This is a genomic window from Psychrobacter immobilis (assembly GCF_904846235.1).
GTDB classification, from domain to species: domain Bacteria; phylum Pseudomonadota; class Gammaproteobacteria; order Pseudomonadales; family Moraxellaceae; genus Psychrobacter; species Psychrobacter immobilis_C.
On sequence record NZ_CAJGZN010000021.1, the window covers coordinates 16,019 to 33,625 of the forward strand.

The 17,607-nt window shown below is 43.8% G+C and carries 17 protein-coding genes; 8 read left to right on the plus strand and 9 right to left on the minus strand.

Annotated features, from left to right (window positions below; all coding sequences use genetic code 11):
* The first annotated feature begins 233 nt into the window (after nucleotides 1–233).
* Nucleotides 234–1,544: a tRNA pseudouridine(13) synthase TruD gene (gene truD / locus JMX07_RS12065; protein ID WP_201608175.1), complete on the plus strand. Its 1,311-nt coding sequence runs from the start codon at nucleotides 234–236 to the stop codon at nucleotides 1,542–1,544.
* A 113-nt stretch (nucleotides 1,545–1,657) separates the two neighbouring features.
* Here the strand turns inward: truD and JMX07_RS12070 are convergent, their stop codons facing one another.
* Together JMX07_RS12070 and JMX07_RS12075 are read right to left on the minus strand one after the other, a co-directional pair.
* Nucleotides 1,658–3,115 (minus strand): sensor domain-containing diguanylate cyclase, encoded by a 1,458-nt coding sequence (locus JMX07_RS12070; RefSeq protein WP_201608177.1) that lies wholly within the window; start codon nucleotides 3,113–3,115, stop codon nucleotides 1,658–1,660.
* A gap of 292 nt (nucleotides 3,116–3,407) precedes the next feature.
* Nucleotides 3,408–4,289, minus strand: a complete 882-nt coding sequence (locus tag JMX07_RS12075) for a PHP domain-containing protein (protein WP_201608179.1) — start codon at nucleotides 4,287–4,289, stop codon at nucleotides 3,408–3,410.
* Nucleotides 4,290–4,579: 290 nt separating this feature from the next.
* Here JMX07_RS12075 and ispZ point away from each other — a divergent pair, with 290 nt between their 5' ends.
* The 6 genes from ispZ to JMX07_RS12105 all read left to right on the plus strand — a co-directional run bounded on the left by ispZ (nucleotide 4,580) and on the right by JMX07_RS12105 (nucleotide 9,441).
* On the plus strand, nucleotides 4,580–5,131 hold the full coding sequence (ispZ, locus tag JMX07_RS12080; protein ID WP_101205812.1) for a septation protein IspZ: 552 nt from the start codon (nucleotides 4,580–4,582) through the stop codon (nucleotides 5,129–5,131).
* A gap of 104 nt (nucleotides 5,132–5,235) precedes the next feature.
* Nucleotides 5,236–5,562 carry a YciI family protein gene (locus JMX07_RS12085; protein WP_102092803.1) on the plus strand — a complete coding sequence of 109 codons (327 nt, stop codon included), beginning with the start codon at nucleotides 5,236–5,238 and terminating at the stop codon, nucleotides 5,560–5,562.
* Nucleotides 5,563–5,618: 56 nt separating this feature from the next.
* On the plus strand, nucleotides 5,619–6,008 hold the full coding sequence (locus JMX07_RS12090; RefSeq protein ID WP_227684827.1) for a hypothetical protein: 390 nt from the start codon (nucleotides 5,619–5,621) through the stop codon (nucleotides 6,006–6,008).
* Nucleotides 6,009–6,132: 124 nt separating this feature from the next.
* Nucleotides 6,133–8,184 (plus strand): FAD-dependent 5-carboxymethylaminomethyl-2-thiouridine(34) oxidoreductase MnmC, encoded by a 2,052-nt coding sequence (gene mnmC, locus JMX07_RS12095; RefSeq protein WP_201608181.1) that lies wholly within the window; start codon nucleotides 6,133–6,135, stop codon nucleotides 8,182–8,184.
* A gap of 101 nt (nucleotides 8,185–8,285) precedes the next feature.
* The gene (locus JMX07_RS12100) at nucleotides 8,286–8,720 is read left to right on the plus strand and encodes a secondary thiamine-phosphate synthase enzyme YjbQ (protein ID WP_201608182.1); all 435 of its coding nucleotides are present in this window, start codon (nucleotides 8,286–8,288) and stop codon (nucleotides 8,718–8,720) included.
* Nucleotides 8,721–8,802: 82 nt separating this feature from the next.
* Nucleotides 8,803–9,441 carry a hypothetical protein gene (locus JMX07_RS12105; protein WP_201608183.1) on the plus strand — a complete coding sequence of 213 codons (639 nt, stop codon included), beginning with the start codon at nucleotides 8,803–8,805 and terminating at the stop codon, nucleotides 9,439–9,441.
* A gap of 150 nt (nucleotides 9,442–9,591) precedes the next feature.
* On the opposite strand, the gene JMX07_RS12110 is transcribed toward JMX07_RS12105, so the two are convergent.
* From JMX07_RS12110 to ffh, 7 genes are all read right to left on the minus strand, one after another.
* Complete coding sequence (locus JMX07_RS12110; RefSeq protein ID WP_201608184.1) at nucleotides 9,592–10,269, minus strand: DUF4112 domain-containing protein; 678 nt, start codon at nucleotides 10,267–10,269, stop codon at nucleotides 9,592–9,594.
* Nucleotides 10,262–11,179, minus strand: a complete 918-nt coding sequence (gene ubiA, locus JMX07_RS12115; protein WP_201608185.1) for a 4-hydroxybenzoate octaprenyltransferase — start codon at nucleotides 11,177–11,179, stop codon at nucleotides 10,262–10,264. The genes JMX07_RS12110 and ubiA overlap by 8 nt, the downstream gene beginning before the upstream one ends.
* A 133-nt stretch (nucleotides 11,180–11,312) precedes the next feature.
* A complete protein-coding gene (locus JMX07_RS12120; RefSeq protein WP_201608186.1) occupies nucleotides 11,313–11,552 on the minus strand; it encodes a hypothetical protein in 240 nt (79 codons plus the stop codon).
* Between the two features lie 91 nt (nucleotides 11,553–11,643).
* Entirely contained in the window at nucleotides 11,644–12,543 is a 900-nt protein-coding gene (locus tag JMX07_RS12125; RefSeq protein WP_201608187.1) for a class I SAM-dependent methyltransferase, read from the minus strand.
* 66 nt (nucleotides 12,544–12,609) lie between these two features.
* Nucleotides 12,610–13,452 (minus strand): undecaprenyl-diphosphate phosphatase, encoded by an 843-nt coding sequence (locus tag JMX07_RS12130; protein ID WP_201608189.1) that lies wholly within the window; start codon nucleotides 13,450–13,452, stop codon nucleotides 12,610–12,612.
* A gap of 209 nt (nucleotides 13,453–13,661) precedes the next feature.
* On the minus strand, nucleotides 13,662–14,363 hold the full coding sequence (gene tsaB, locus JMX07_RS12135) for a tRNA (adenosine(37)-N6)-threonylcarbamoyltransferase complex dimerization subunit type 1 TsaB (RefSeq protein WP_201608201.1): 702 nt from the start codon (nucleotides 14,361–14,363) through the stop codon (nucleotides 13,662–13,664).
* A gap of 270 nt (nucleotides 14,364–14,633) precedes the next feature.
* On the minus strand, nucleotides 14,634–16,178 hold the full coding sequence (gene ffh / locus JMX07_RS12140) for a signal recognition particle protein (protein ID WP_201608191.1): 1,545 nt from the start codon (nucleotides 16,176–16,178) through the stop codon (nucleotides 14,634–14,636).
* Nucleotides 16,179–16,603: 425 nt separating this feature from the next.
* Here ffh and JMX07_RS12145 point away from each other — a divergent pair, with 425 nt between their 5' ends.
* Complete coding sequence (locus JMX07_RS12145) at nucleotides 16,604–17,395, plus strand: inner membrane protein YpjD (protein WP_201608197.1); 792 nt, start codon at nucleotides 16,604–16,606, stop codon at nucleotides 17,393–17,395.
* Nucleotides 17,396–17,607: the final 212 nt, after the last annotated feature.

Sequence of the window (17,607 nt, forward strand, 5' to 3'; positions counted from 1 at the left end):
TAACAGTTATAATGATGTCTAATGACAGCAGGTTGAAAATGACCGTAACCAACCAGACAAATTCAACTTATCCTATTATTTTTAATATGCTATGCATTGATAGTAGCAAGCGCACCGCGTACACGATGTTTTTTTGTATGTTTGCTGCGTTGCAAAACGTAATTATGCGACTTTGTTTTCCGCACTCTTTTTACTTCTAATCATTATTAATAAACAAAATAAAAGACGACCTTATGATTTCTCAAGACAACCAAAACGACATAACCACTACTGCTGGAGCCGGTTTAGATAGCCAAGCTGCTACTATTGATCCAACAGCTATTGATCAAAACGCTAATGAACGAACAGCCAGTGAGCAAATTGACCTAGCTCATATTGATATTGCCACTATTACAGATACTGCAAATTTGCCACAGCCAAGTTTACAGCCAATACAGCAAGCGACTTATAAAGCCAATACGACTGACTTTATCGTTAATGAGCTATTGCCGTTAGACTTCACTGGTGAAGGTGAGCATTTATGGTTGCATATCGAAAAATCAGGCATGAATACTGCTTATCTGGCGAAACTGCTGTCAGAGTGGGCAGACATTCCATTGCGTGATGTTGGCTACTCAGGCTTGAAAGACCGTCATGCGTTGACGACCCAATGGTTCAGTTTGCGTATACCAAAAAAACAATTACCGCCTACTGAGTTTGCACCAGTAGATATCGGTGAAAATGAGACTGTCACTATACTTGCGCAGCACTGGCACAATAAAAAACTCAATCGCGGTACGCACCGTGCCAATCAGTTTGTCATTACTTTACGCGATATTCAGTTTGCGAGCGCTAGTGACGAAAATGTTGATGACGGAAGTAACGCATCACCCGAGCAACTACTATCTGCAAAAGAGGCCGTCGAGCAGCACCTAACGCGCATTGGTAGAAACGGCGTACCCAATTATTTTGGTCCACAGCGTTTTGGTCGTCAGGGTAATAACGTTAGAGAGGCTTTATCACTGTTTGCTCGTCCACCGCGAGAGCCTCGCCTGCAACCAAAAAAGAGCAAACGTAAGCGTGCCCCGCGCGAGCAAAATACGATGGAATTGTCTGCTGCACGTAGCTTGATATTTAATGAGATATTGGCAGCGCGAGTGCGTAATGGCAGCTGGAACACTGGCCTAGCAGGCGAGGTTTTTAATTTAGATGGCTCAGGATCGATATTTACTAGTGAAACACTAGATGATACGTTGCATGCTCGTATTGACAGTGGCGATATTCATCCAACTGCTGTGCTATGGGGCACGGGTAACGATAAAGTCACTGGTAGCGCTGCAGATTTAGAGTCCGAGGTAGTACAACACAGCCCCCTACTTATGCAACTAGCAACTGGATTAGAGCAGCGTGACATTAAGGCGCAAAGACGAGCGCTACGCCTACCGATTGAGGCGTTAAGCTGGGAATGGTCGGACGATCAGACGCTGGTATTAAACTTTACTTTGACTACGGGTAGCTTTGCCACAAGTGTGCTCGCAAGCTTAGTGCAGGAATTAGCGTCTTGATTGGATGGATTAATGAAACTGGCATCTAAATTGGACTAAGCAATAGAATATCAGCCATGCCGATAATACTTATACAGTGTTAGCGGCATGGCTGATCGTTAATAAATTAATGGCTAACGGCTTTTGTAAAGCGATTGCTTACCGCCTTCTTTTTCGGCCCACATCTCATTTGCACTGACAACTTGATTGCGACCACGGTGCTTGGCTTCATATAAGGCTTTATCCGCTATGCTAATAAGTCGTTGGCAGATATCACTAGGCAGCTTTTGCATTGAGGCGATTTTGCTTTCCGCGCGCTGAGTAGCAATTGGCTTGATAAGAGGTGACGTTCGAGCGACAGTCTTTTGCTGTGTGATCGTTTTGTAGCCTTGCGCAATACAATCTCGCTCTTCATGAGTTAAGGTATACAATCCAAAACTTGCTGTCACATTAAAATCAGCCAGACCTTCAATCTTCATGACATGCTCAGCAATATTGAGGCGTAATTGCTCGGCAATCATCATAGCACTATCATGCTTCGTATCTGGCATTACAACCAAAAACTCTTCGCCGCCGTAGCGACTAACGATCGACTCATCTGTTAATGACTGCGATAGCGTCTGTGAGATTTCAATTAGAACCTGATCACCTACATCGTGACCATAGTTATCGTTAATCTGTTTGAACCAATCCAAATCTAACAGCATGACGCTTAAGTCTTGATATTCTCGCACAGTAGCCAAGGCATACTTCATCTTTTTCAGACCGTAGCGACGATTTTTAAGCTGGGTAAGCTCGTCCTGATTGGCATGTCGTAAGGTCTCAAACCGACTATCATCTAATACCAATAGCAAAGCACGGAACATATAAACGATAAAAATCGCTTTTGGCAGCGCTAAATATAAATGCGTCGACCGCCAAAAAAATGCGGATGAGCGCTGTAGCTCGTTGATACTATCCCAATTTAAGACGTTGTTCTCAAAAGCCAACGCAGCAACCGCATTTTCAGCGGCCATAATCTCGTTATAAGTTAGATAGTTATGACTCTCAAGCATGGGATGAATAACGGTAAACTGGCGTAAATTGGGCAAACTGATACCAAAGTAAGGTGACATGATCGCTAATAGCATCAAGATAATATGCAGCCAAAACATACGCCAAGCATAGCGGCGCCTGATCAACATCATACCTAGCATAGCAGCGCCGACGAGCGACACGCCTGCAAACAGACTGCTGTACCCTATCATCACAATAACAGTAGAAATGTAGGCGGTGTAAACCAAAACCAAAGCTATCTGCCATCGACTTAAAACAATTTCATTGTCATTGCTCGAATGAAATAAGCCTTTGACCATGCATAAAAAGAACAGTCCAACAAAGCTAATCCCAAGCCATAATGGATATAAATAATGTATGTTCACATAGGTGTTTAACGCATCTTGCTGCCACCAGACATACAAGCACCAGAACCAATGCAATGACACTTCTAACACGATAAATAAGGCCATCAGCGATGTTCGGTCAGCAGCCTGCCACTCAAAAATCATTTGAGAGATTTTGTTGTAACCTAGATGGGATATCGATACAGCCATAGAAGGGCTACCGCAGAGAGTATAAATGCATTAAAGGTGTAAATGCGTTGAATATATAAGCGCTAAAATCAGAGTGAAAGCATATTATCCGCTCTGAAATTTTCATATCAAGTGTTACAAGTTCTAGCCTTATTATCAATCTATTTTACGCATTTATTTCCCAATAATTTCTCTATGAATGTAATTATGTTTATGTAGCTATTTTTGGCCTTATTCATCATGATAAATAAGGCCCTATCGCTACTGAAAATAACCTTATTAGAAGCAACTGTAACAAGGCAAATCCTACTCACTAAGCAAGCGTTGTAAAAGACTCCCAAACCCCTTGCTGATCATCATTTAAAGTAGGAACATCGCCCAAACGTCGCCAAGGCATGTTACTACCATGAAAGTCACTACCAATAGATGCCGCAAGACCATGCTCAGCAATGCTACGGTCGACCATTCTGCGGGTACTAATTGGCTCACTAGTGGCTGGTAGTTCACAAGCATCGCCGCCAAGCTGCGCAAACTCTTCAATCAGTTTACGCACGCGTGTCGCTGATAGTTGATATCGCGTGGGATGTGCGAGCACCGCTTTGCCGCCGCAAGCGTGAATCAGCGCGATACCATGCTGCATCGTCAATGCCTCGATTGCTACATAAGCAGGTTTGTTATCTGCTAGGTACTTATCAAAGGCTTTTTGAACGGTTTTGACTTCACCGCGCTCAAACAATACCTGTCCAATATGGGCGCGCCCGACTGCTTGAGGGTTACCGCCTGCTTTATCGAGCACTGCTTGCCATAGCTCATCATAATTAATATCTAATAATTCACTCAATTTTTCAGCGATACGCTGACCACGAGTGGCTCGACTGTCTTGCAGTTGCTGCAGCGTTGCGTGCATTTTTTCGCGATCAGTAAAGTCCAGTCCAAGTACGTGAATAATTTTATTGGTAGACTTATTCTTTCCGTAACCACCGCTTAACGTATGCTCACAGCTGATTTCAACGCCATTAATAATCTGCATATCACAAGCACTGGCAGCGTCTCTCGCCTCGTCAATCCCCGCCAGCGTGTCATGGTCAGTCAATGCCAACACATTAATGCCCGCTGCATGGGCACGTTGTATGACCTCGGTCGGTGCATAGGTACCATCTGAACAAGTACTGTGGCAATGTAAGTCAATTTTCATAAGCTGAGCCTTAATGTGTTAAATAAAATAAGAGTAGAATAAAAGCTAGTGAGCAGACAGTCATTGTTACGATTATGAGTATTGTGATTTGTCTTGCTCATTCTGTAGATTTAGCAGTTATCGTTACTGTATTTGTGTTTATATTTGGCCAGTGGCATGGTCATCAGTCGCAATAAAAAGTATTACTCTGTAGGTCGCGTATATCGCATGATTATCGTGTTGATTGCTTTTTTTTGGTGCGGTAGACGTGTAAACTACCCCATACGTTTTTGTTGGACATACCCTTTGCTATGAAAGCATTATTAGACTTTATTCCCTTAATTGCCTTTTTTATCGCGGCGCGTTATAACGGTATTTTAGCAGCGGCAGGGGCTTTGCTCGTCGCCACTATTATCGTTTACGCCATTCATTTTATTCGTCAAAAAGGTAAGTTTGATAAGCAGCAATGGGTTGTCTTATTATTAACGATTTTATTCTGCGGCGGCACATTACTATTGCGTGATGATATCTATTTGCGCTGGAAGTCGCCCATTATCAATGGTATTTTTGCATTGACGCTATTCGTCAGTGCCGCTATTAATAAGCCATTGATGCAGCTTGCTATGAAAGAGGTATTTACCCTGACGCTTAGCGGCTGGAAAAAACTGACCGTTGCTTGGGCATTGTTTTTTGCCCTAATGGCTGTACTACATTATATCACAGCGTTCACAATGTCAGATGAAGCATGGATCAACTTTAAGACCTATGGCTGGATTCCAATTATGCTGGTGTTTGTCGTGGCTCAATTTGCCGTGTTGAAAAAGCATCTTAACCCTGCCCTAACAGACAAAGCCACTAAATAGTTTCTGTTGCCTTGTCATAGCAGCAATCACTTTGTCGCTATGACGTTTATACTAAGCCCACATAAGCTCATCATTACTTTTTTATTATTCACTAAGGAAGTCTCATGTCTTTATTTGCAATCATTGGTCATGACGTGGCTAATAGCAGTGCACAACGTCTGATCACTCGTACTGAACATATTGAACGCTTAAAAGCACTGCATCAACAAGGCCGTCTTGTTATCGCAGGGCCAACGCCTATCGAGCATGGCAAGAGTGATATGTCAGGCAGCTTAATCATTGCAGACTTTGACTCTATCGAAGCGGCTCAAGCATGGGCAAACGATGAGCCTTACTTACGTGATGGTGTGTATAGTCATGTCGATATCAAACCATTTGTTCAAGCATTGCCAGCACCAACTGATAGCAACAATCAAGTAGCTGCATCGTGATCCAGAGAGTCTCTTTTTCACCTACCTGCTTCTACAAAAGTGCCCTGATTGGCCTCATGTTAGTGACATCCGTTTCGGCGCAGGCTGCACCTACTGCGCTCGTAACACCTGCTGTCGAGGCAACCGATCCGACAGCAGTGCTGCCGCTGACTGGGCCAGTAGCGGCGCGCGCTTTGCCAACGAAAAACTCAGCTTTAGATATCAATGATACCTTGGCGGCACAGTTGCAACCATCTACTAAAGCATTGTCAGCTGCCAATCAAGAGCTGCTCAGCCGTAATGCGCAACTGCAGCGCCAAGTGAACGATTTACAGACTCAAGTAAATGTCTTGGTTTACGAAAGTAAAGGACAGTTGTTTCTATACGGTGCGTTTACCGTTCTGATCAGTCTATTAGTCGGTATTTTTGTCTCGTGGTTAGTATTTGTCCGTCGTGAGCGCTGGTAGCATATACTGTGCTCGCACTGACTTGCATTACTCTACTTGGCTGCGTCTGACCAAATGTCGATATCATTGATCCGTCACAGCTGATCGTTTAGCTACTGTTACTGATATTTCTAAGAAGTGCCTCATGTCTACCGCTAACCATCAAAACACTGAACACTTAAACGTTATCACACCTGCCAAGATTGACTGGCAAACGGATGATACTGGCAATATGGTGCCAGTATCAGGTGAGTTTGGGGATGTGTATTTTTCTCATGCGGATGGTTTGGCAGAGACCCGTCACGTGTTTCTAGAGCACAATCAGTTACCAGAGCGTTTGGCACACCTTGCACCAAAGCAATGCTTTACGATTGCTGAGCTAGGCTTCGGAACTGGGCTTAATCTACTAGCGACGTGGCAATTGTGGCGACAATTACGTGAAACCAATCCGCAATTAGCAACGGCTCGCCTGCACTTTATTACTACTGAAAAGTTCCCTATACCGCTAGCGGATTTGACGCAGATACTTGCTTTATGGGGTGAGCGCGCGCCTGAGCTAATGGCATTTATTAAGCCACTTTTGGCTGAATATCCGCCCCTGATTGCAGGCTGTCATCGTTTGAGTTTTTCTTATGATAACTTAACCGTCGATATGTGGCTTGGTGATGCAGCAGAAAGTCTAAGCAAACTGGTATTAGACCATTCTAACCAGCATACGCCTTGTATTGATGCTTGGTTTTTAGATGGTTTTGCGCCTTCTTGCAACAGTACGTTGTGGGCTGACAGTATCTTTGGACAAATGCAGCGTCTATCACGCCCTCATACGACTGCCGCTACTTATAGCTGTGCAGGTATCGTCAAGCGCGGACTAAGAGAGCATGGCTTTCAAATTAAAAAAGTCAGAGGTTTTGGTCGAAAGCGAGAAATGCTAACGGCCATCATGACCAATGTAGAAAATGGTGATACTGATAGTGTTAATGAAGGTCGCGATGCAAAGCAAGAAACGACTTATAGCACATTTGATCACACTGTCGTCGTTGGTGCAGGTGTCTCGGGTTTACTGACAGCTTGGTCGCTTGCCAATCGTGGCATTACCGTCACCTTATTAGATAAATCAGCGCCCTTGGCAGGTGCATCGGGCAATCCTAGAGCATTACTTGCGCCCAAAATGACGCCGATTCACCATGTTGACGAGCATCTGCATACCATAGGCTATCTCCATAGCAGCAGGCTATATCGAGACCTTAATCAAATAGCCGTGCAGCTTAATACAGCACCTGTACTTGAACTGACTGGCGCCCTTGATTTACTCATAAAAGCCAATATCGGTACGGAACAAATTGCCGACTATCCTGACGAGATGGCGACCACCATATCGCATGAGCAAGCACAAATTACTAGTGGCTTAAAAGAGCAGAACTTATCAGAGAACTTGTACTTACCTCAGTCTGGTCTGGTCAACCCGCAAGCATTAAAAGACATCATACTGACTCATCCGCTCATTCACTTCCAGCAGTTAGAAGTGACTAAAATCAACGAGACTGATCAGCAGGTTCGTATCGAAGGTATTGATGAAAACCTTAACACTGTCACTATGACTGCTGATAATATCGTCATTTGCGCGGCTTTTGAAAGTCATCAATTGGATCAGCGTATTTTTGATTGCCGTAAAATTCGTGGGCAGCTGTCTTGGTTTACGCCTACGGTTGAGCAACTTGCAAAACTGCCTAAAATACCACTTAAATATAGTGGTTACTGTGCGCGGTTCAACGCACAGACTGGAGATGATAAGTTAAATCCTGTAGTCGTTGACGAGCCATATTTATTGCTTGGCGCGAGTTTTATCCGCAATGACACAAGTACTGACATACGTGATGAGGAGCATCAAATTAGCCGAGACAAGCTCATCAATGCTATTCCTGAAATGGCATCTGTCATTCCGGCAGATACGAGTCTATGGCAGGGCCGAGCTGGCATTCGCACCCAAACACCTGATTACCACCCTATCGTTGGACAATTGGCAAACAGTCAGCGGATATGGACAATGAGTGCGATGGGCGCAAAAGGTTATGCATTGGCACCTATTTGTGCTGAAGCATTAGCAGATATGATGCTAGGGTCATTCGCACCACTGTCAGAGACGATGCTCGCACGCTTATCACCCAATCGTACACGTTTACAGACGCCGCTTGTTTAAGAATAAATGGCTCTTGTGTAAATAACAGCAACGATTTCCATAGTTCATACTGTCTTATGATATCTTAATTTGATGTCGACTCTAATAATGAGATATACCCCATGAGCTATTATCAAACCACCCTTACTCTACCCGCCTATGCGCGTGGCATTCATATCATTACTCCGAAGGTTGAAGAAGCTATTTCTCAGCTGCTACCTCACTCTGCCAAGGTAGGGTTGGTTCATCTGTTTTTGCTGCATACGTCAGCCAGTCTTGCAATCAATGAAAATGCTGATCCAGATGTCAGACTAGATACAGAAGATTGGCTCAATAAAATCGCACCAGAAGACCAGCCAGAGTATCGCCATACCTTAGAAGGCTCAGACGACCTGCCAGCGCATCTCAAAAGCATGATGCTTGGGGTAAGCTTGACTATACCGCTTGTCGATGGTGAGTTAGGACTGGGTATGTGGCAAGGGGTTTATTTATGTGAGCATAGAAACCTGCCAGAATATGGCGGACAGCGTAAGCTGGTGATTACGGTAAATACGTAATAATATACTGTCAATAAATAGCAGGTTGACCCTTGCAAATTACCATATATACGTAGAGCACCATTAACGGATAAAGCTGATTATGAATACTTCTCTCTCAAAAACACTAAACTTACGAAAATCTAAACTGCTTTATCGTACCGCTCCTGCTATTTTCTTCAGTCTGTTGCTACTGACTGCTTGTCAAAAAGATCCAGAACCTGAAGCAACTGATACAACTACAGCTGAAACCTCAACGCAAACCACGCCCGTAACGACCAATATCAACGTTGATGAAGCTAAAGACAGCAACGTTGATGATGCTCAAAATGTAGCGCAGACTGATTCAGAACGTGATATGAGCTTAACAGAGTTAAATAAAGATCTTACTGATACTACGTCTACGGCAAATGATAGCGCTGAAAAACCTAACCCAGAGCAAGCTATTAAAGGCGCACAAATCACTGATGTCCGTTATAAAAGTGAAGCAGGTGAGAGTTTGTCCGTAGTCTTTGAGACGTCGGCAGCTGGTATGCTTAACGCTATCATTACTCGTCCCAACCAGCCAAAAATGACATTGAGCGCACCCGAAGGCCAAGGCAATAATCCTACCTATCAATCAGCTGACGGCAGTATCCAACTCGTCAGTCATGCTGGTGGCGGTACTATCGACCTTATCCGAAACAATAAAGTGACTAGCTTTGATGCCGTCAGTGCTGAAGCAGAAGTCATCACTGAATAAAGTCTGAGGTCGCCTTTGTTTCAATACGCGATTTAAAACCATAAAAAAGGCGGCAAACGCTATTATCGTTGCCGCCTTTTTCGTTTCTGTGTATTATTCTCTACTGACTTGTCTCTACTGAGCTGTCTAATGAGTGATGAGTGATTGTATTCACCCAAACCCAGTCGATTGCCCAAAAAGTCCGACCAACCAACTTATCAATGTCCACAGCCCCCAGCCGACAAATACAATGACTAGCAGTCCAAGAAAATTAGGGATATGCAGATATAACCAAGCAACGATTGGATTGCGCCAAAAAAAACCAAAACGGCTTTGCTTCTGCTTGTCTTCTAATGATTGGTGCAGAAACGGTCGATCCATATGCATGGTTTCGGTAATACCATACTCATGATGTAGATGCTCGTGCACGATACCCAGTGTCTTACGGCTAGGACGAATGAAGATATCTAATAGCGTACCAATGCCAGGTACGATACCAACGACCATATCAATAAATGCCAATCTAACCGCTGGCGTCATTTTATGAGCGGGCACACCCAACTGACGTCCTAATATAAATGCATAACTGGTCAATGCCAATCCTGCCAAATCTCCTGCTAGTGGAATGGTCGAAAGCGCCGCATCCGCACCCATTCCTTGCTTGGTAAAAGGCACTCGTACTAGCGAATCCATAGTATTGGCAAACTTCGCCAGTTTACGCTCAGTTGCGATAACTTGCTCGCGAGTCAGCCCATGTTCGGCAAGTTTTGCTTGATAGTCCTTAACTGACGCATTCGTATCAGACAGTTTCTTTGATTTGAACCTCGGCAATTTATCGAACTTATCCATTTAGCGTCGTCCATATGCAAGTAACTGCGATGAGCGCAAAGACATAGCGCCCTACCCAGATATTGGCCAAGAACGCCTGAAAGCAAGCCAAAGGGTTACGACTGGCACAAGCGCTGTTTTGTTTGGTAAACATCATCGCAACTAGCGCCAATCCGAATACGGGTGTCACGCCTAGCGTTGTTGGGGCAAAGTAATGCCACATAGCTGCGCCCATTATGAGCAAAAATAGCATTTGTAGGATTGAGACAATAATCACATCATAACGACCGAATAGTATCGCCGTTGATTTCACGCCAATCTTTAAATCATCCTCACGGTCGGCCATCGCGTACTGCGTATCATAGGCCACCGTCCAGCACATATAAGCAAAGAATAGCAGCCAGCACCAAATATCGGGAGCGCCCTGCACCGCCACATAAGACATCGGTATCGCCCATCCAAAAGCAGCTGCTAAAAATACTTGCGGCAGATGGGTATAGCGTTTCATAAATGGATAAACAAACGCCAATACAACGGCACCAAGCGACCAGTAAAATACAGCTATAGGCAGGAAAAATAGCAGACTGGCACTTAACAGCACCAGTACTAAGAATGCAGCGACGGCTTCTTTGCCAGATAAGCGTCCATCTGCTAATGGGCGACCTTTAGTGCGAGTCACATGACCATCTACTTTTCGATCGGCAAAGTCATTGATAGCACAGCCAGCCGCTCGCATAAATATTGCACCAAGGGCAAATATCGCGAACACCTTGATACTTGGCAACGCTGCCGTCATTCCTTGCTGCTGCGCTTGCCCCATTGCAGCGAGTAGTACGCCCCAAAGCGTTGGCCATAAGAGCAGCTCAATGCCGACTGGTTTATCAAAACGGGTTAGCTGGATGTAGGCTTGTAGCTTGTCTTTAAATGTCATGGCTTTTTATTATCATTAATTGGATACTTTTTATGTGCGCTTATATATTTAGCTCAGAACAACTAAATTAATTTTTGAAAGGGCTGGTTGCTTAGTTTTAATGGACTAATTACTAAGTTTAATGGTCTGGCTACTAAATTTGTTGCCATAATTTATTCGCTTCGATCAGTGATAGCTCAGGATATTGCTTGCGCAAGGCTTTTAACGCTGGGACTTTGTCTTTTTGTGCTGCTTGTTGACGTAAAAATACTAGCTGCTCTTGTGGATTGCTCAGCTCTTTTAACCGTGCCTCAAGCCGAAGAATGCGAGTACGCAGCATGATATTAATCAACAGTAAAACTGCACCCATGACCCAAATGATTAACGCTGACATTCCTTGCTCCTAAATCTATTAATTCTGCATATATAAGCTGATTGATTGCGTACATTTATACTCGTACATTCATTATCGCAAACAGCAGCTGTCAGACAAAATACCCATCAAAGCGCACGGCTTCATTATGCCAGCTTTCACTAGCTGGCTCATCAGCAAGCAGCGGTGCAAACTGTGGACGCTTTACGATCACGCGACCTTGGCCTTGCATATTTCGTCTGACAACGGCCTGCGCCCTACTTAGCAGCTGTCGCTCTTCATCTGAAGTTGGTGGACGAGCCAATTGATGCAGTGCTTGCATATGCTTACCGACTTTTGCCCCTTTACCTGTCTTACTATCTTGATAGCTATCTTCCGGAAACATCGGATCCAAATAGACGACATCGATTGCAATAGCGTTATCGGCTACGGTACTAGCCTCTAAATTCGCAAAATAACTGAGCGCATCAGCATTGATAATTTGTAGACGGCTCATGAGCTTTTGCCAATTGGGTAGCGCACTCATACGTTGCTGCTCTACAAGTAACAGCAATGCCATCAAAGGCTGCTGCTCAAGCATAGTGACTTGGGCGCCAGTACTGGCCAATATTAAACTATCATGCCCAAAGCCAGCAGTTGCATCAATAACATGACTATCTGATGTGATTTTGGCCGCTTGTAATAGCAGCTCAGACTTACGGCCAGCACTCACTACACGGCGCTGCAACTTGTCCCACTCAGGCGCCACACTGAGCCCATCACTTAGCCATGATAGCTTGTCTTTATTATCTAATAATAAAATAGGCTGAGTAGATGCTTGGCTCAATTGCTGACGGCGCCTTTGAGTTAATTTCTCTGTAGCGACCTCTATATCTAAGATAATTGGTAATTTATGCTCAGCTATCAATGACTGTAGGCTCTCAACCTGTGCTTGCTGGCTGTTATCGACGTAGAATAACTGACAATGTACAACAGCACCTGTCTCGTCATACGTTTGGGGCACATCTGTCATAACCATCATCCTATTTGCTGCTTATTTTCACTATGAATTACTGGCGTGTTAAATCATAATGCAAATCTAGCCAGCCATTTGATAACCAAAGCCCCAAGCGGCGACCAACACGATAACACCCGTGATGATGCGCAACCAAGCAAAAATAGTAAAGTCACGGCGACTTACCCATGCCACAAGTAAGCGAATACAAAGTAGCGCTACTACAAATGACACGATGGTTCCGATACCTAGCACCAGCCAGTCTTCACTGCTCGTCAGTACGTCACCATGCTTGAGTAAGTCCAACAGTGCCGCGCCTACAATGACAGGAATACCCAAAAAGAAAGAAAACTCAGCAGAAGCCTTACGTGAAACACCTAACCACAACGCACCAATAATAGTGGCACCTGAGCGTGACGTCCCTGGTATAAGAGCTAAACATTGAAATAGTCCAATCATCAACGCAGTTTTTATGCTGACATCTTCTGCCTCTTCTGCAATGACCGTTTTAGGACGCTTTTCCACGTAAAATATCAGTAGACCGCCGATGATGAGCATAATGGCAACGACAATAGGATTAAACAGATAAGCTTTGATTTCATCGGCAAAGGTAAAACCAACAATCATCACAGGGATAGTAGAGACAATCAGACTCAGTCCCAGCTGTCTAGGATTGGTCATGCCTTCTGCTTTGCCAGTCAGCAAACCCATCAACGCTTGCCACAATCTACCCCAATAGTCATAAATCACTGCCAAAATAGCGCCAAGCTGTACCACCACGACAAATAAATCAACTTTTTCTTTAGTCCAGAAACCCATCACATCTGCTGATAAGATCAAATATCCCGTACTAGATATTGGTAAAAACTCAGTGATACCTTCAACGATACCCATGATGACAGCTTGAACGAATAAAACTATATCCACAGTGACTTTCCTAGAAATAGACTGGCCTAAAAAAACTGGCCTAAAAACAGACCGATTGGCTGTCCTATATTAACGTTGATTTTATATTGGTATGCGCTTGCTAAACACTAAAAAGCTAGCTGCTATTAATTGATTTAAACTGGTTATGGTTAAAGTATTTATCATAACCAGTGACAGCAAGCGACGCTACAAAAAGCATATTTATAAAGCTATGCTTTGCCTTGCTCTTTAAGTGTTTTCCAAGCTTGATTACGTAGATATTTTGGTAATGCCTGTGACGCTTCCGTACCACCATCGTTTGCAAACTGAGCAATACCAAGCTGCCCAATGACAACAGCATCTGGCCAAACATCTTCATGGCAGTCTTGCTGATCATGTCGTGCCAACAGCGTTGCGCCATTACCCGCGATAGGCAGGTTGAGCTCTGTTTGGCTATCATAATCTAATAGCTGCTCTGTACTATCGCCACCATCAGCCAAGACTGGCTGCATAATGCTATAACCTAATTGGTCGTCAGTTACCAATTCATACTGCCCAAAGTAAACTTGCTGCATACGAGCATCAAGGGCGCTGTATAGGTGTGTCAGCCCATACTTCTGATACGCGCATTGTGCGATTGCTTGCAGGCTTGAGACGCTAACACAAGGCAAGTCATGCGCTACAGATAGAGCCTGTACCACTGCCGTATTGATGCGGATACCACTAAACGCACCCGGCCCGCGATTGAATATTAAAGCCTGTATATCAGCGAGACGTAACTGCGCCTCAGACAATGCAGCATCAATCATCGGTAAAATCTGTTGAGTCTGCTGACGCTTACCTGTTTCGGTATGGCTCGACAATACCTGTCCACTCGAATCTAAAATCGCGATCGAACACTGGTCGAACACGGTATCCATTGCTAAAAACATCACAACCTCGGCTTTTACTTTTGGCGTTCTAAATTGATTTATCAGATTTTAATAATTTTTAATAACGATCTATCATTCATTCACTATAAGAATACTGACAGAATGAAGCAGCGCCTATCATAGCATTTAGGGTACACGAATTTTATTAATTTCTATATTTTTCACACTTTATCCATCAGTGTTTATCTGCAACTGATGACGATAAAAAGCCCCAAAGCTTCATTGGCTTCGGGGCTTTGATCAAACATTTTAAAAATAACTAATTGTTATCTAAAAACGGGTTTTGAACTTCTTTGGTGCTTGGTTTTGCATTTCTTGCATTTGCTTTTGCATCTCTTCAGTGCTTGGCATATTGTTTGGATCCAGTCCCATTTGCTTGGCCATTTGTTCTGGATTCACGTCTTTAGCGCCACCTTGCTGACCGCCGCCAAACAATGGACCGCCGCCACCTGCTCCACCGCCGCCACCCATGAGCCCTTGCATAGACTTCATCATTTTACTGATGCCTTCAGGCTTTGAGATCATTTTCATCATTTTTGCCATTTGCTTGTGTTGCTTGAGCAAACGGTTAACGTCTTGAATCTCACGCCCTGAACCTGCAGCGATACGGCGCTTACGACTTGGGTTAATCTTATCAGGGTTTTTGCGCTCAAACGGCGTCATTGAATTGATCAATGCTTCCATTTCACGTACTTTTTCTTCTGGTTTGGCATCTTCGACGGCCTTTTGCATATCTGAGCCGCCCATACCCGGCATCTTATCCAAGAAACCTGCCATGCCGCCCATGCTCTTCATCTGCTGGAACTGAGTCAATAGATCCTCAAGGTCAAAGTCGCCGCCCTTTTGCATCTTTTTCGCCATTTTTTCGGCTTTATCACGGTCAATTTTCTGCTCAACTTCTTCGACCAGACTCAGTACATCACCCATACCAAGGATACGCTGCGCGATACGTTCAGGGTGGAACAGCTCTAGCTCGTCTAGTTTTTCACCGCGGCCTAAGAATTTAATTGGCTTGCCAGTGATAGCACGTACAGAGAGCGCCGCACCGCCGCGAGCATCACCGTCGGTCTTGGTTAAGATAACACCTGTCAATGGCAATGCATCATTAAAGGCTTTTGCGGTATTGGCGGCATCTTGACCCGTCATTGCATCGACGACAAATAGCGTCTCAGATGGATTAACTGCAGCAGTTAGCGCCTTAATCTCATCCATCATGGTGTCGTCGATATGTAGACGACCCGCGGTATCAATGATCAGGATATCTTGATATTGGATTTTGGCTTCTTCAATCGCACGCTTTGCGATATCAATTGGATTCTCATCTGTGCTTGAGTTCACAAACTTAGCATTCACTTGACCGGCTACTTGCTCAAGCTGTTTGATAGCCGCTGGACGATAAATGTCGGCAGAAACTAGCATGACTTTTTTCTTTTGGCGCTCTTGTAAATACTTTGCCAACTTACCAGCTGTAGTCGTTTTACCCGCACCTTGTAGACCTGCTAGCAAATAAACAACAGGCGGCTTACCTGTCATCTCTAGCTGCTGATTGGCACTGCCCATCATTTCGGTCAGCTCGTCGTGTACGATTTTGACAAAGGCTTGACCTGGCGCTAACTCTTTTAGCACCTCTGCACCAAGCGCTTGTTCTTTGACGCGTTTTACAAAATCACGAGTGACAGGTAGTGCTACATCGGCCTCTAACAACGCCATACGCACTTCACGTAACGTGTCTTTGATATTGTCTTCGGTCAACTGTCCGGTACCGACGATGTTACGTAGGCTCGACGATAAGCGTTCTGTTAAGGTATCAAACATAAATAACTCTCAATTAAAATGGTTTTCAATTAAATAATACGCAATTAAAATAACTCTAAATCAAACCATTAAAATGGTTCGTAAATAATATTAGGATACGCTATAAGATATTAGGATATTGCATGACAAGGGACATGATAAAAGAATTATATTATCAATACTATAGCATTAACATGGCTCAAAACTTATAGTCGTTTCGCAAAGGACACAGCACTTATAATTGCAGTCAACTTTTTATAGATGATATATTTTACTTTTTGCGCTATGCAGCACTGCTGATCATTTATAAGTTATAAGCAAGATGGTGCTCAATTGGCACCCATTTTATGATAAATTGGACGATTATTCTAATCATTCTGATAATACCACTTTAGCGACACATTGAGCGGCAGTTTATGCTCAGTATAAGATGAGGCTTTTTATCTGTGCACCTTGCATTCTTACTTGCTAGCATGGCTTATATCTTAGTCAGCATCCATATTGGTTGGGCGCTGGTTCAGGACAAACCTATCCACAAAAGCCTCAGTCTGGGCTTATTGCTCATCGGCACGGCTGCACATGCGGCACTGCTATATCCATACGTTGTGACGCTGTATGGCTTGAATTTCAACTTATTCAATATAATCAGTCTGACCAGTTTATTTTTCTTATTCTTTTACCTGTTGTTCTGTTTATACCGCCCTATTCTTAGTCTTGGTATTTTGGCTGCACCCACTGCGCTAGTAGGTATGACTGTTGGCTATGTCGGCCGTGCACCCTATCAACCGCTCACTGATGTTAGTATTGGGCTTGAAATCCATATCATATTATCATTGGCTGCCTATTGTGTGCTGTTGATGGCTGCGGTACAAGCGCTATTTCTACGTCTACAAATACGTGAGCTCAAGCATCATACCATTCATCGCTTTTGGGTCAATAAACTACCCTCCTTGCAAAGTATGGAGAGTTTATTATTCGATATGCTGTTGGTAGGCTTTGTATTGCTCAGTATCGCACTGGGGATTGGGTTTATCTATGTGCAAGACTTGATGGCGCAGCATATCGTGCATAAGACTGTTTTTAGTCTACTGTCGTGGTTATTATTTGGTGTACTACTATTCGGTAACTGGCGTGCAGGCTGGCGAGGCAAACGTGCGGCCAACATCACTATTTATGCTTTTATCCTATTAGCCATTGGCTTTGTTGGTAGCAAGTTCGTCTTAGAAATGCTCCTATAAAATATATGTTCAAAAAAAGGCGGTCAACAACAATAGTTACGGACCGCCTTTTTTATATTTTTAGCCGACTCACTACTAATTTTTCTGGTGGTGTTCTAAAAAGTATGCTGGCATCAGACGTAGCCATAATTGATATAAAAGAACACCAGATCGAATACTTTAAAGTGATTATCAAGCTTTTTTGAGAAGCAACAAGTCTTTCTAACCGCCCG

Excerpts from the sequence above, each read along its gene's own strand:
- truD (WP_201608175.1), top strand. The coding sequence starts at position 234 with ATGATTTCTCAAGACAACCAAAACGACATAACCACTACTGCTGGAGCC.
- JMX07_RS12070 (WP_201608177.1), bottom strand. The coding sequence starts at position 3,115 with ATGGCTGTATCGATATCCCATCTAGGTTACAACAAAATCTCTCAAATG.
- JMX07_RS12075 (WP_201608179.1), bottom strand. The coding sequence starts at position 4,289 with ATGAAAATTGACTTACATTGCCACAGTACTTGTTCAGATGGTACCTAT.
- ispZ (WP_101205812.1), top strand. The coding sequence starts at position 4,580 with ATGAAAGCATTATTAGACTTTATTCCCTTAATTGCCTTTTTTATCGCG.
- JMX07_RS12085 (WP_102092803.1), top strand. The coding sequence starts at position 5,236 with ATGTCTTTATTTGCAATCATTGGTCATGACGTGGCTAATAGCAGTGCA.
- JMX07_RS12090 (WP_227684827.1), top strand. The coding sequence starts at position 5,619 with ATGTTAGTGACATCCGTTTCGGCGCAGGCTGCACCTACTGCGCTCGTA.
- mnmC (WP_201608181.1), top strand. The coding sequence starts at position 6,133 with ATGTCTACCGCTAACCATCAAAACACTGAACACTTAAACGTTATCACA.
- JMX07_RS12100 (WP_201608182.1), top strand. The coding sequence starts at position 8,286 with ATGAGCTATTATCAAACCACCCTTACTCTACCCGCCTATGCGCGTGGC.
- JMX07_RS12105 (WP_201608183.1), top strand. The coding sequence starts at position 8,803 with ATGAATACTTCTCTCTCAAAAACACTAAACTTACGAAAATCTAAACTG.
- JMX07_RS12110 (WP_201608184.1), bottom strand. The coding sequence starts at position 10,269 with ATGGATAAGTTCGATAAATTGCCGAGGTTCAAATCAAAGAAACTGTCT.
- ubiA (WP_201608185.1), bottom strand. The coding sequence starts at position 11,179 with ATGACATTTAAAGACAAGCTACAAGCCTACATCCAGCTAACCCGTTTT.
- JMX07_RS12120 (WP_201608186.1), bottom strand. The coding sequence starts at position 11,552 with ATGTCAGCGTTAATCATTTGGGTCATGGGTGCAGTTTTACTGTTGATT.
- JMX07_RS12125 (WP_201608187.1), bottom strand. The coding sequence starts at position 12,543 with ATGACAGATGTGCCCCAAACGTATGACGAGACAGGTGCTGTTGTACAT.
- tsaB (WP_201608201.1), bottom strand. The coding sequence starts at position 14,363 with ATGTTTTTAGCAATGGATACCGTGTTCGACCAGTGTTCGATCGCGATT.
- ffh (WP_201608191.1), bottom strand. The coding sequence starts at position 16,178 with ATGTTTGATACCTTAACAGAACGCTTATCGTCGAGCCTACGTAACATC.